The 13,842-nt window shown below is 42.0% G+C and carries 14 protein-coding genes; all 14 read right to left on the reverse strand.

What is annotated here, in order from left to right:
- The coding region (locus J7J62_08845) for a phosphoribosylaminoimidazolesuccinocarboxamide synthase (protein ID MCD6125259.1) at positions 1 to 281 on the reverse strand (281 nt) is incomplete at its 3' end.
- Positions 281 to 2,533 carry a lytic transglycosylase domain-containing protein gene (locus tag J7J62_08850; protein ID MCD6125260.1) on the reverse strand — a complete coding sequence of 751 codons (2,253 nt, stop codon included), beginning with the start codon at positions 2,531 to 2,533 and terminating at the stop codon, positions 281 to 283. The genes J7J62_08845 and J7J62_08850, both read right to left, overlap by 1 nt.
- A complete protein-coding gene (gene dnaE, locus J7J62_08855; protein MCD6125261.1) occupies positions 2,521 to 5,919 on the reverse strand; it encodes a DNA polymerase III subunit alpha in 3,399 nt (1,132 codons plus the stop codon). Before dnaE ends, J7J62_08850 begins: the two co-directional genes overlap by 13 nt.
- 83 nt (positions 5,920 to 6,002) lie before the next feature.
- Complete coding sequence (locus tag J7J62_08860) at positions 6,003 to 6,362, reverse strand: MerR family transcriptional regulator (protein ID MCD6125262.1); 360 nt, start codon at positions 6,360 to 6,362, stop codon at positions 6,003 to 6,005.
- Positions 6,353 to 6,952, reverse strand: a complete 600-nt coding sequence (gene plsY / locus J7J62_08865; protein ID MCD6125263.1) for a glycerol-3-phosphate 1-O-acyltransferase PlsY — start codon at positions 6,950 to 6,952, stop codon at positions 6,353 to 6,355. Before plsY ends, J7J62_08860 begins: the two co-directional genes overlap by 10 nt.
- On the reverse strand, positions 6,949 to 8,268 hold the full coding sequence (der, locus tag J7J62_08870) for a ribosome biogenesis GTPase Der (GenBank protein MCD6125264.1): 1,320 nt from the start codon (positions 8,266 to 8,268) through the stop codon (positions 6,949 to 6,951). The genes plsY and der overlap by 4 nt, the downstream gene beginning before the upstream one ends.
- Before the next feature lie 122 nt (positions 8,269 to 8,390).
- Positions 8,391 to 8,684 (reverse strand): hypothetical protein, encoded by a 294-nt coding sequence (locus J7J62_08875; protein ID MCD6125265.1) that lies wholly within the window; start codon positions 8,682 to 8,684, stop codon positions 8,391 to 8,393.
- A gap of 45 nt (positions 8,685 to 8,729) precedes the next feature.
- The gene (locus tag J7J62_08880; protein MCD6125266.1) at positions 8,730 to 9,383 is read right to left on the reverse strand and encodes a rhomboid family intramembrane serine protease; all 654 of its coding nucleotides are present in this window, start codon (positions 9,381 to 9,383) and stop codon (positions 8,730 to 8,732) included.
- Positions 9,384 to 9,395: 12 nt separating this feature from the next.
- Positions 9,396 to 11,147, reverse strand: a complete 1,752-nt coding sequence (locus J7J62_08885) for a DUF2207 domain-containing protein (protein MCD6125267.1) — start codon at positions 11,145 to 11,147, stop codon at positions 9,396 to 9,398.
- Between the two features lie 87 nt (positions 11,148 to 11,234).
- Complete coding sequence (gene cas6, locus J7J62_08890; protein ID MCD6125268.1) at positions 11,235 to 12,155, reverse strand: CRISPR system precrRNA processing endoribonuclease RAMP protein Cas6; 921 nt, start codon at positions 12,153 to 12,155, stop codon at positions 11,235 to 11,237.
- The gene (locus J7J62_08895; protein MCD6125269.1) at positions 12,142 to 12,369 is read right to left on the reverse strand and encodes a hypothetical protein; all 228 of its coding nucleotides are present in this window, start codon (positions 12,367 to 12,369) and stop codon (positions 12,142 to 12,144) included. Before J7J62_08895 ends, cas6 begins: the two co-directional genes overlap by 14 nt.
- A 158-nt stretch (positions 12,370 to 12,527) precedes the next feature.
- Entirely contained in the window at positions 12,528 to 12,797 is a 270-nt protein-coding gene (locus tag J7J62_08900) for a hypothetical protein (protein ID MCD6125270.1), read from the reverse strand.
- Positions 12,798 to 13,211, reverse strand: a complete 414-nt coding sequence (locus tag J7J62_08905; GenBank protein ID MCD6125271.1) for a hypothetical protein — start codon at positions 13,209 to 13,211, stop codon at positions 12,798 to 12,800.
- 22 nt (positions 13,212 to 13,233) lie between these two features.
- Positions 13,234 to 13,503 (reverse strand): hypothetical protein, encoded by a 270-nt coding sequence (locus tag J7J62_08910; protein ID MCD6125272.1) that lies wholly within the window; start codon positions 13,501 to 13,503, stop codon positions 13,234 to 13,236.
- Positions 13,504 to 13,842 lie beyond the last annotated feature (339 nt).

A 13,842-nucleotide genomic window follows, 5' to 3' on the forward strand; every position in this document is an offset into this window, starting at 1 on the left:
AGTATTTCGGGATATTGATTGAATGGTTTAGGAAATTCCTTGATATTAGCCGTTAATAAATGATTGTTTATAATGTGTTGCGTTTTTCCAAACCAAAAAACTGATATTCGAGTGAGTATCTTGCCCCTTTCGGGTATCGGTGTTTTAAGTATGTGATCGAACGCGGAAACTCTGTCAGTAGCAACTATAAGAAGCTTATCCCCGAGGTCGTAAATGTCTCGAACCTTTCCTCTGAAATCTGGTTCCCTTCCGTCTATTTTTGTGTAAACTACAGCATTCATCAATCCCCCCTCCCATAAAGCCAGTAATAGGTGAATAAATTCCCCACAACTTTTTTGATGTATCTTCTCGTTTGTCCGTAATCTACGAATTCGGTCCAAACAAGGTCGTCTTGAGGGTTTGGACATTGCTGGTTCCAACGGGAGAGCTGCGAATTGCCCGCATTGTATTCCGCGAGAGCTTTATACAGGCTTCCATGCGAACTTATCAAGTCTGCTATATGATTAGTTCCGAGTTTGAGATTAACCTCATAATCGTTGAGGTGGTTTTTTGTAAATGGATTAACTCCTACTCTTCTGGCGATAGAATGTCCGGTTTCCGGAATAATTTGCATAAGACCTATAGCACCTGCGTAGGATTCCGCAAAATTATGAAACTTGCTTTCCTGCCTTACTATAGAATATACAAGCAGCGGATTAACATTACTTTGTCTGGCAAACGCATCTATTATCCTGAAATATGGTGTCGGATAAGCGGTCATCAGAGCAGCAGCGTTTTTCTTTGCTTCAAGGTAGTAGTTCAGTAATGTTCCTTCTTTGGTCGCGAGGTCATAAAGTCCAAGATTATAATAGTATTTCCATAAAGATAATAGCAATCTTGGATTGTTTGACTTAATTAGCTTTTCTTCAAGCGCATGAAAACAGGGACGAGCGAGTTCTAAAATTCCAAGCCGGGTTAATCTTTCTGCCTGTTTTTTAAGCCGAGCATCCTCAAAGTTCACATAGAGCGACTCGGGATTCACGCCTATGATATGACACGCATACTTAAGGACACTATCAACAGCGAGTGTGCCAACTTTCGTGTATGAAATATTGGGGAACTCAACCCAGCCCATTTTCTGCCTTGCAAGCCATATGAACAGGTTCTCGTAGGGTTCCTTTGCAAGATAAAGATACAAAGAGTCAGCTTTCGCACTTGAATCCATGGCTTCGTGAGATTTCGCCAGCCAATAATTTAATTCATCGATAAAATTTCCGTCGTGGAAGTATATTCTATATTTTTTAATAAGTTCGATAGCTTTCTTGGGTTGGTCGTTCGTCAAGTGAATCAATGTTGCCCACAGTAAAGCGTTATCAGCAAACTCTGATGAAGGATGTTTTCTGAGCATTCTTTCGCACTCACCAGCGAACTTTTGCCAATCGAGCATATAGCGTGCTATGTTCATTCGCTCAAATATTATATACTTCTCGTTACCGCAACCATTACAAAGCTTAAGAGCTTTCTCAGATATTTTCCACGCTTTCTTTAGTTTACCTTTCTTTCGCCAACACTGAGCTAGTCGCCAGTAAAGCGAGGCTTTTGAATAGCTGCCCTCTTTAAGCATTTTTTCTATATACTTTATCGCCTCAGAGTACTTACCCTGACCAATGAGGCAAACGGCTATGTAATATCCTGCCCGGCCACGATACTTCCTGTGTCCCGATGCCCTGTACTTTTTAAACCACGGCAAGGCGCTGTCAACATCTCGGTATTTGTAATAGGTCAACGCTATGTAGTACATCGAGACTGGGTCAAGGGGATGAATTTTCTTAAGCTCTGCTATCGCGCGATACATTATGTCTTTGTCTCTGAGTATGTCTGCTACTCGCAATAACGCCACAAGTCGCCTTTCGGCAGCGTCCTCATGGTAGGTATTCCTAAGCACAAATGCCATCTGAACATCATGCTCCCTGCGCCTCATATATCCGGCGTAGTATGCTGAATCGAGTTGTGCTATCGCTTTTTGGGTATCGCCCATTTCCCATAGCGACTTCCATCTTATAGTTGCTATTTCTGTTGAAATGCCGGGTAACTTTCCAAGATTTCTGACCAGTCTATATGCGAAATCATAGTCTCCCCTTTTGAACGCGGCTTGCGCACAAAGATAACGAGCCCAATCTGACAGTTCATAGTCAGAGGCAACAATTCCCGATAACAAAGATTCTGCTTTGTCATACATTCCGAGCTTGAAATTCAGGAAGCCAGCAAGAAATATTTTGTCAAGTGAATCAATGGACTTATCTCTTTCCAGAGCTTTGAGTGCCTCTGCCCACCTGAACCGCAAAACCAATTCTCTCGTAGAGTTTTCTATCCCCACTACTTCGATAGAAGTATCCGGGACTGCTGCGGTTTCTTCAACGACTTTCTCCTGCCGAGGCTTTTGCTCGGGGATTTTTTTTGTTTTTGTTTTGCCGGTGAAAGCGCAGCCCAAAAACATTATTACAACGAAAAGAGTGGTCGAAAAAACGATCCATTTTACCTTCAGGCGAGCCATACATTCTCCCTTCCGAGCTCTTTTATCAGCATTTCAGTAAGGTCATTTTCTGCGTTTACTTTAATACTTTTAGATATCGCACTAAAGCTTTTATTTTCCGATTCTATGTGAATAACGAGGGTTTTATCGCCTTTATTTTTGCTCAGTAGTTGCTTTATTCTCACAAGCTTTTTTTGTGGTGTGTTTTCGCTAATTTTTATGTGGAGTTGCGAGCACATCTCTCGTCTTAATATCTCTATTGGCATGGCTTTTTCAGCCTTTAGCACCGGAGTTCCATCCGGATCAAATTGTAGAAGTCCCTCAACCCACACAAGTGCATCAACTGCAAGAAACATCTGTGCTTTGTCGAAAATTTTGGGATAAAAGATAACTTTTATTTCCCCTACTCTATCCTGCAAAGTTACTATAGCCATTTGTGATTCGTCGTTGGTTCGCTTTCTCGTTATGCTTGATATAAGCCCCGCTATTCGAGCTCTTCTTTCTCGCTGGATTTTCACTATGTCGGATATGGTTCCAGATGTGAACGCCTTAACATCAAGCTCGAAGTAATCCATAGGATGACCTGTAACATAGACGCCAAGCGCTGATTTCTCCATGTTTAACAGTTTCCACTTGTTCCACTCGGGAATATCTACGAGTGTCGGTCTCATTGCTGTGCTATCATCATCACCGAAAAGACTCGCCAGCTTTGCGCTTTTTTCTCTACTTATCTGCTGTTTCCATTTTATTAGATTTTCGAGGGATGCCATAAGTGAGGCTCGTTTTACGCCAAGGGAATCGAATGCGCCAGATGCCACGAGTGATTCCAGTCCTCTGCGGTTAAGAGCTTGACCATCAACGCTTTCGAAGAAGTGATAGATGTCCTTGAATTTGCCTACTTTCTCCCGGGCAGAAAGTATAGCGCGTATAGCTGCGTGACCGAGATTCTCTATGGCACACAGTCCGAACCTTATCCCATCCTGCTCGACTGTAAACTTTTCATCGCTTTTGTTTATGTCAGGTGGAAACACTTTTATTCCCAATCTCGCACACTCATTGAGGAACTTTTGCACTTTATCAGGTCTTTTTGCCCACGAACTAAGGTTGGCAGCGAGAAATTCTCTTGGGTAGTGTGCTTTAAGGTAGGCAGTTTGATACGCAAGTACTGCGTAGGCGGTGCTATGAGATTTATTGAATCCATATTCGGCGAATTTGGCTATTATCTCGAAAACTTCCTGTGCTACTTTTTCCGATATTCCTTTTTTCTTGGCGCGCTCTATGAATGTCTCGCGATGACGCTCCATAGCGTGCATATCTTTTTTACCTATAGCTCGCCGCAAAAGGTCAGCTTCACCAAGGGAATAACCAGCAAGTTTCTGGGCAAGAAGCATTACCTGTTCCTGATACAACGCTATACCGTAGGTTTCTTTCAAAATATCTTCTACATAGGGATGCGGATATCTAACTTCCTCTCTGCCGTGCTTCCTGTTGATGAAGCTTTCTATGAATTTCATTGGGCCCGGGCGATATAAGGCGTTCATGGCTATTAAGTCGTTTATGGAATCGGGCTTCAGAAGTCGCAGGTATTTTCTCATTCCGTCGCTTTCAAACTGAAATATTCCTATAGTATCTCCGCGGCTCATTAGCTCAAACACTTTGGGGTCTTTTTCGGGGAAATTTTCTGGTTCAATATCCTTTCCAGTCCTCTTTTTAACCAGCCTGACCGTCTCCCTTATTATCGATAGTGTAGTAAGCCCAAGGAAATCCATTTTAAGCAATCCTATTTTCTCCAGCGAATCCTTATCATACTGCGTCGTTACTTCTCCTTTTGCCGTTCTGAAAAGCGGGACATAGTCAGTAAGATTTCCAGGGGTTATCACTACACCCGCAGCATGAACGCCGGCATTTCGCGGGAAACCTTCAATCTTCATAGCATAATTTAGAACCTGTCTTATTTTTGGGTCCTCCTCGTAAAGTGCGGCGAGCTCAGGTGATTCACGAAGACTCTCCTCTATGCTATCCGTCAGCACCAGTGATGTAAGTGCATTCGTATCTCTAAATGACAGTCCAAATATTCTCCCGACATCCTTTATCGCCTGCCGAGCTTTCATCCTGCTGAATGTTATAATCTGGCTAACTGAGTTTTCTCCATAGCGCTGCTTCGCATACTCTATTACCTTTTCTCTATTCTCATCGTCGAAGTCGATGTCGAAGTCAGGCATCGAAATTCTTTCTGGGTTAAGAAACCTTTCGAACAAAAGATTGTATTTCATTGGGTCGATGTTAGTTATTCCGAGGCAATATGCTACGAGACTTCCTGCACCAGAACCCCGTCCAGGACCAACTGAAACGCCAAGTTCGCGTGCTTTATCGGTAAAATCAGCTACGATAGCGAAATAACTCGAAAAATTCATGCGTTTTATAACATCAAGCTCGTATTCGAGTCTTTGCTCAAGCTTTTTCGTTATTCTGGAATACCTTCTACGAAGTCCTTCCCAAGCTTTCTGGGAGAGATACTCGTCAGCGCTGGAAAATTCGGGCGGGACTGGAAATTCTGGAAGATGAAGCTTGCCCGTCTCTATGGATACATCTACCCTCTCAGCTATTGACACGGTGCTCTGGATTGCCTCGGGAACTTCGCCAAATATTTCCATCATCTCCTGCGGTGATTTGAAATAAAACTCGTCGGTTTGAAATCTCAATCTATTCGGGTCATCAAGGCGGGAGTCGGTTTGTATGCAAAGCATTTTATCATGGAAGTCGTGGTCCTCGCGATTTATGTAGTGCACATCGTTTGTGGCGACCATCCGGATTCCCATTTCTTTGGCGAGCCTTATGAGTTTCTTCATTACATCAAGTTCTTCGGGGATGTTATGGTATTGGAGTTCTATGAAGAAATTTTCTGTCCCGAAGACATCAAGAAACCACCTTGCGACACTTTTAGCTTCATCAAAGCGGTCTCTCGCGAGCAGCCACGGTATCTCGCCGTGAAGACAACCTGAAAGAACTATCAGCCCTTCAGAAAGCTCAGCTAATATCTCTTTGTCAATGCGAGGTTTATAGTAAAAGCCCTCAAGAAATCCTATTGATGATAGACGCATAAGATTTTTAAATCCTGTGTTGTCCTTTGCGATAACGGTCAGATGATAGCCGCTTTTTACCTCGGATTTCTGCCCTCGTTTTTTGTGCCTTGATTCAGGGGCCACATAGAACTCCTGTCCTATTATTGGCTTTATCCCTGCGCTTTTTGCTATTTCATAGAATTCTATTGCACCGTGGAGGTTCCCGTGGTCGGTTATGGCCACGGCAGGCATTCCAAACTGAACTGCTCGGGAAACCAGCTCCTCAAGTGGACAGGCACCGTCAAGAAGGCTGTAAATACTGTGATTATGAAGATGAATGAACATTGCTTAACCAGACAAAAAATTCACTATACCTATCCTATAAAGAAAGGTTTGTTGTGGGAGAAAATCAAGCGTAAGATTTTTAATTAGATTAGTTTCCTTATTTCCATGAGTTCGTCTCGCACCTCTCGCAGGAACTCCTTGTAGTCAACTGTTTCCGTCTTCTTGGTCTTGGAATACTTCATTTTTCTTATTTTGTGCTTGGCGCCTTCGATAGTATAGCCTTCCTCGTAAAGCAGCTTCTTTATTAGCATGATAAGCTCTATGTCCTTTTTTCTATAGATCCTGTTTCCAGCCCGGTTTCTTTTAGGTCTCAGGAATGGGAATTCGCTTTCCCAGTATCGAAGGATGTGAGGTTTCAACCCGGTCATCTCGCCGACTTCTGTGATGGAATAATACAGTTTCTCCCTTTTTACAGGAGTTTTTGTCGTTCTTGCTACTGCCATAATGGTTTCTCCTTTCCTTCTATTATTCTTTTAATGTTTTCTCTGTGCGTTATAGTCAAAAAAATTGCCAAAAATATGGCAAAAATCATCGGCATTGCTGCGACTTTCGTGAAAACACTTATTCCAAAAAATGTCCATGCGGCGGTAAGTGAACCTATGGAGACTCGCTTGCTCGCTATTACTGCAAAAATGAACACAAAAAAGGTTAGTATTGCCGGCAGGGTATTTATAAGAATAGCTGCGCCAAAGCTCGTGCTAACACCTTTACCGCCCTTGAAACCGAGCCAAACGGGGTAGCAATGTCCTACTATTGCTGCCAGAGCAGCTATGAATGCTGCCAGAGGATTTGCTGTAAGATTTATCACTATCGCGTAAGCTCCAATGGCTTTTAATGCATCGAGAACCGCGACAAGTGCTGCCACTTTTTTCCCAAGCACCCTTGAAACATTTGTTGCGCCGGTAGAACCGCTGCCATAACTTCGCAAATCCACATTTTTGCTAAGTTTTACGAATATAAATCCAAACGGGATTGACCCCACCAGATAACCTAAAACTGTTCCCAAAAATATTTTCACAGCTAAATCCATCATCGTCGTTTATCCCTGAAAATAACCTTAAATGGCACTCCTTCGTAATCAAACTCCTCCCTTATTTTGTTGGCAAGATACCGCTGATATGATGGTGATATAGCCTCAGGAAGTTTCGAGAAGAAAACGAATTCAGGTGGCCGTACCTTCGATTGCACTGCATAGAAAATTTTCGGTCTTCGACCTTTGTACATGGGCGGCGGATACACTTTTTGCAGATTTTCCACCAATTTATTAAGCTCCGAAGTTTTAACTCTTGAGTGTCGTCTTTGCACAACTTTGGAAATAGTTTGCTTAAGCTTGCCAAGCCCACTGCCTTTAAGCGCAGATATGAATACTATAGGAGCAAAACTTAAAAATTGACTTTCCGTCCTTATTCTTTGTTCGTAGTCTCTTTTGAGTCGAGGCAGCTTTGGCATCAAATCCCACTTGTTCACTGCTATTATCATTCCTCTATATCTTTCTATTATCATTGAGGCGATGCGTTTGTCCTGCCTTGTAATGCCTTGAGTCGCGTCTATAACGAGAACTGCTATATCACTGTTCTCTATAGCGCTTAATGTCCTCAGGCTGGCATAGTAGTATACATCGGTGCACTTTTTGAAAATGCCTGCGGTATCGACTATTCTATATGTTTTATTGTCATACTCGAAGAAACTGTCCACCGGATCTATCGTTGTTCCAGATTCGCTATGTGTTAATGCTACTTGCTTTCCAACCAGCTTGTTTACGAGAGTTGATTTTCCCACATTCGGTTTTCCTACAATCGCTATTGACGCTATTTCTTCATCAATTTTTTCCGCCACCTTTTCTTTTGGCAGTTTGTTTACTATTTCATCAAGCAAATCTCCTATTCCATATCCGAATTTCGCCGACACTCTGTGTACATTTCCCAATCTGAACCCTTCCGCTTCAGCTCCTGACCAGTTGTCGCTTTTATCATCGACTTTATTGATAATTACGACAGTGTTCTTATTATATTTTTTAAGCAATATAGCTATCTCCTTGTCACTTGGTGTAATATCAGGTTCAAGAACCAGCAAAACCAGGTCAGCACCTTCTATTGCCGCTATTGCCTGATTCGTTATTCCCTCTTCTATTTCACTTTCCGGATTAGTTATGAATCCACCTGTATCAACGAGAATAAATGTTTTTCCATTCCATGTTAATTCAGCAAAGTGAGGGTCACGGGTCACACCCGGTGTTGGGTCTACCACGGCTATTCGCTTTCTGAGTAACCTGTTAAAAAGGGTAGATTTACCAACATTCGTTCTCCCTATTAATGCGACAATAGGCTTTTTTTCTTTTAAACCAAACATATTATAACGATTTAAATTAGGTTTACCAAGAACACAAATTCTATTATATTGATGGTCAAACGTTTAGTCAAGAGAAATTTATAAATTGATATAATGGAGAAAACTAACTTTAGCAGGGGATTTCAAATATCAAAATTTTGGCGGCGAATTATTTCGTAGAGAATTTGTTGCTTTTTGTATTCAAATTTTTTCCTGTTTTTTTCTACCCTCTCAATTCTGTCTGCAAGGTTGAAAAGCTCATCGAGTTCTCCACCAAAGGAGCCAAGAAAATGGAGAACACCGTTGTGATGTTTTAACTGTTCCACTCTCCAGGCAGCATAGTCATACATGTTCTCAAGAGCTACATCGGAATAGTTCTGGTAGTTTTGCTCCTGGGTGATTTGAACAAGATTTTTATTTCCCAATATTACATTCATAGCGAGATAATATAGGGATATAAAGGAAAATTTCACGAAAAAATATCAGGGATATCCATAAAAATAATATTCCCGAATTCTTTCCCTTGTTCTTTTTCTTGTTGCCCACAGGTATATCGCACCAAAAAGCATTCCTCCAAGATGTGCAGTATGTGCTATACCGTCCGTATAACCGCCTATAGATGAAAGAAGCTCAATGAAACCAAAAATTATAACAAGATATTTAGCTTTTATTGGTATGAAGAAGTAAAGAAGGAGGATCTGGTCTGGAAAATAGACACCATAAGCAAGAAGTAGGCCGTATATGGCGCCAGACGCACCTATTGTGGGAACATTAGTAAATAAATATGCGCACAATCCAGCACCAATTCCTGTGAAGAAATAATACGCCAAAAATCGAGCGTTTCCCCAAACTTTAACAAGCTCATGTCCAAATATGTAGAGAGCAAACATGTTGAAGAAAAGGTGCCAGAAGTTGCCGTGAAGGAACATGTATGTTACGAACTGCCACAGGTATAGTTTGTGCCTTATCAAAGGGGGCACGAGTCCAAACAAATAAACCATGGTTCTTGGGGCGACCATCTCCACGAGGAAAACGAAAAAGTTAACCATTATTATGGTTAGCACCACATCTTTAGGTCGCCTGAATCCAACCCGTCTGTATTGCGGTCCATACTCTATGTAGTATCGTTCATACATTTTTCATTCCTTTTACCATGCACCTCCACCGCCGCCACCAAATCCACCGCCCGAGAAACCTCCTGAAAAACCGCTTCCGCCGCCAGCGGCACCTCTGGCACGATAGGCCATGGAATAGCTTATGGTGTGAAGAGCATGCCCAAGGTTAGTAGAAAAATATACTAACCCCATGGGACGAGCCCCAACGAACCATTTAGGCGGTTCTTTGAATATTCCCTCAAATTTCTCGACCCATGCATCGGCAACGCCAAAAACCATCGCATAGGGAAGAATGCGCTCGAAGATGGTCGGGTCATCTTTAGCAAGCTTTTCTATTCTGTCCTTTTCCGCCCTTTCTATGAATTCCCTAAACCCCAGCGCTTTTATCGCCGCCATAGCACCTTTTCTTGTCTTTCGAGGCATTATCGGCGAAAAAATAACCCAAATAAGACCCGTCACCGCAAGACCAATGGAGAACGGATAAATACTTCCATAAGTGATGATCAAAACCACAGCCGCGACAATCATAAAAAGCACGCCCGCAAGAAGGTAATTTTTGCGAACTGTTTCGGGATTCTCTGGAAAATATTTTTTCTTTATCAACTGCTTATAGAGTTCCTCCTTAAGTTTAATAAGTTTAGTATGGAACTTGTTTTTAAGCGTTGATGTGAAAATAAGCTTTTTCCCTTCTGGTGCGCCAAGGTCCTCAGGTGAAATGCCTTTGTCCTCGCCGACATCGAACAGGTAGCGGAGAAACTTTCGCTCAAATGATGTTAGGTTTTCGTCGGTCTCAAAATCTTTTAAAAGAATGAGCGCATAGTCCTTTTTCTTGAAGAAAAGGAATTTTTCTGATTCAGTCTCAACTATTTTGAGGTATCCTTTAACTGCGAGGTCAACTATGGTAGCGGTTATATCTGATATATTTGCCCTCTCATCTATCACAGTTCCCACCTCAGCCGGCAGGAGATCATCGGGTGGCTCGTAGGTCACCATTATCACGGTCTTTTTTATCGGGTCTCTCCCCTCCTTTTTCCACTTATTGAAAATGTAGAGGAAACCAATTATCGGCATAAGAAAACCCAATATCGTGAATATATTTGCTACAAAATTGTTCATGAACTTTGAGAATGCTGAAGGCTCTTTAATAATGCCTTTGGGGATTTTGACTACTATCGAAAGGTTTTCCTTTGGACCGAGGTAGCCTGCATCGAAAACAACTCTATTGCCCTCAATGCTATACTGGCAATCCTGTCGGGTTGAGCCGTAAACGCCCGTGTAACAGCGCGCATCGAGGTTTATTGGCGTGTTTGCGCCGAGAATAGTTACCTGTGCGCCCACACTGTGTATGGGAACTGTCCATTCCGTGCCATTAACATTCCACCAGAGTTCGTCGTAATCATCGAAAAAGTTTATGGTTCCGTAAACTTTGTAGGTTATGACATATGTTTGCAGCCCGCTGACCAATTTTCTGGGGTTTCCTATTCTAACATAGAGATATCCACCTCGTCTGGTGATTTTGCGCATTCTTTTGTGACCTAACTCGTCGCTTACGGAAATGATTTTAATTCTTATTTTTCGCCATTTTCCCTCGATTCGATACTTGTATGGTATGTACCTGTATATTCCGTGGTGAAGCTCATCCTCGAAATCTACCTTTATGGTTTCCGTGACCTTCATGTAGCCGTCTGAATAGACTTTTATGTCGGTGTAAAATGAGTCTACATAGTAGGCAAGGGACATGGTCGAGAAGACTAATAATGGAAAAATCAATAAAAGTTTTTTCATTTTTGCTCCTTGGTTTAGTATGTGCAATTAAATTCATACATTTTTAGTACTTTTCAATAAAAAAGCCCCATTTCTGGGGCTTGCAAGCTATTTTGTGTGCAACTTTATCTTTCCGAAACCGAAAATAGTTGCGCCGCCAACATGTATCCATTCTGCGATGGATAAGAGTTCAGAAAACATTTTAAGATTTTCCCCTGAATAAGTTATTTTTCCTAATGCTCCGTAAAGTGGGACTTTGCGTTTCTGGCGCCCTGAATAACGATTTACCGTTACTTTTCGTATATAAGACTTTTCAATTTCAATATTTTCCGCGGATTTCAAAATATTTTTAAAATCAAAACTAAGATTATAGTCGCAATATCCTTTAGCTAAAAGAGTTACACGCCTTAAAATTGAGCGAATAAGAGACTGAAATGAGGGTTGATAATCATATTGCCCCTTATTTTTTAATCTCAACGGAGTAACAAATTCAACTGTCAATCGGTTTCCCAGCTCTTTTTTTGTGGGAATAATGTCCTCGCCATTGGATAGCAATTCTCCACTTTCGGGGTTGTAAACGAGTTTTCCTGATGGGATTGACTCTATTTTCTCGAGTTTAAATTTTCCTCTACCCTTGCCCAAGCCGAGTTCGCCCATGCAGCATATGGCATACACGATGTGCGGCAGAAACATTATTGATTTCCCGAAAAGGATGAAGTTGAATGAAAAGCTTTCGCCTTTTTTGATTCTCGTTTGTGATGGGGGTTCCAAAACTATCGGATGGGGGTAATTTTTCAATCCTGCGGGGGTGTCGTGACGCTGGCTTTCGAAAATAAAAAAATACGGACAGGCATTTCCTATAATGCACTTTGCAGGGTCTTTGCATTGCGGTGGGCATGATACCAATCTTAGCGCATGCCCGAAAAGTCCCCTTATTGCAGAGCCAGAATAAGGCGGCAGACTTATGTCGTCTGCCGCCACGAGGTTCACGCGGTAGGCTCGGAAGCGAAATTTATCAGAAATATTCATTAGCTTCCTCCACGGGAATAGCACCATTGGCACGAATAACATAATAATAGAAGCAATAGCAATTATAACAAAGCTCTTCGGTCATCATCTCCATAAGCACAGTAGGAGCCTTGTCGACGAATGTGTCGACTGGACCGGGAACAACAAAATAAACAGGGAATTTTACTTCCCTGTGGCAGGAGCGACATTTAATCTTAACATATTGGGCAGCCATATATGCACCTCCCTTTATGGTGTTAATATCCCTACGCATTGACTTTTTGAGGGATTCATTGGGAGGTGATGAAATTAGTTGGTTTACGCTGCCCATAAGATAGTATGTCAGTCGTTGCGCATTATATAGGTGGGAAAAGATTTGTCAAGCATAAAATTTTATTTTTGGGATTTTTTCTCTAAAGCCGAGGCAAGCTGAATATATATACTTATTCCCACCGATGCCAACAAACCTATAACAAGACCTGTAACACCTATGAAAAATGATGAAGCAAACATTATTACGACAATGCTCACGATGAAATCTCGCAGATATTTGTTTTTCCAGCCTTTGAAAATGCCCTTTTTCATCCATTCCTTGAGTCCTTTGGTGAGGGAGACATACAGCCATACTATTCCCAGCGCAGCTATTATGTAAAGCCAAAACATTCATTCCTCCTTTTTGGGAAAAATTTCGAACACACCACCTTTCCCCACTCTTACGGTTATGTTCACACCGAGAGAGGAAAATAAAGTTAAAGAGCCAGTTAAGATGCAAAGAATTCCCCCGCCGACGAGCAAGCTTAGCTTTGATGTGGGTTCGGGGTCTATTATCGCAGCGTAGACCATCCATATTCCTGTGGTGGTTAGCCCCGCACCTGATAGAGCTGACAAAATTCTTTTAGCATCCATTTTGCCTTTCTTTCTTGCAGCACGGATTATTTTGATAGCAGATGAGACATCATCCTTTGACAGACCAAGGTCGGCATCGTCAATGATCGTGAATTCATCCTTTTTAGAGTAGAGTTTAAGAGTCTTTTCGAGCCACTGGGGGTCGGATGTTCTTATTATCTTATCCTTCATGTTTTTCTCCTTTTTGGAATCGTTAATTTTGGTTTTGATGATAGTATTTGTCAATGAATGAACGGAGCTTTTCTATCAGGTTTTCCTCAGTTTTTCCTGTCATCTCTTCTTTTTTCCGCTTAAGATGGCGATATCGTATATATCCGATGATTCCGAGAGTTGCGAGCACCAATTCGGTAGTTCCGCCAAATATAAAGGCGAGGATTGCTGCGACCCAGCATATGTAATCGGGTTCATCGCTTATCAGGTATGGAGCGAAATAGGCGGGGATAGCCATTATCAATCGCTCCATTTGCCCCTCCTTTAATTTTTCGTGGTAAAGCATCCGTTCATGGATGCGTTTTTATTATCAATCCCCTATTAGCCGAGGAAAGTTTTGAAACGAGCACATAGCAAACACAATGCTAAAAATCAAGCAACAGTTAGTCGCAATCCCCTATTAGCCGAGGAAAATTTTGAAACCAGGAAGACGCTGAAAAGTGGTTCGAGGATTTCGTCTTGCCGCTAATTGTCGCAATCCCCTATTAGCCGAGGAAAGTTTTGAAACGAAGCAATTGCCCGCGCTGTGCTTGGAACAGTGCCGATTATGAGTCGCAATCCCCTATTAGCCGAGGAAAGTTTTGAAACTTAT

This window comes from bacterium, assembly GCA_021159335.1.
Taxonomy (GTDB): Bacteria; UBP14; UBA6098; order B30-G16; family B30-G16; genus JAGGRZ01.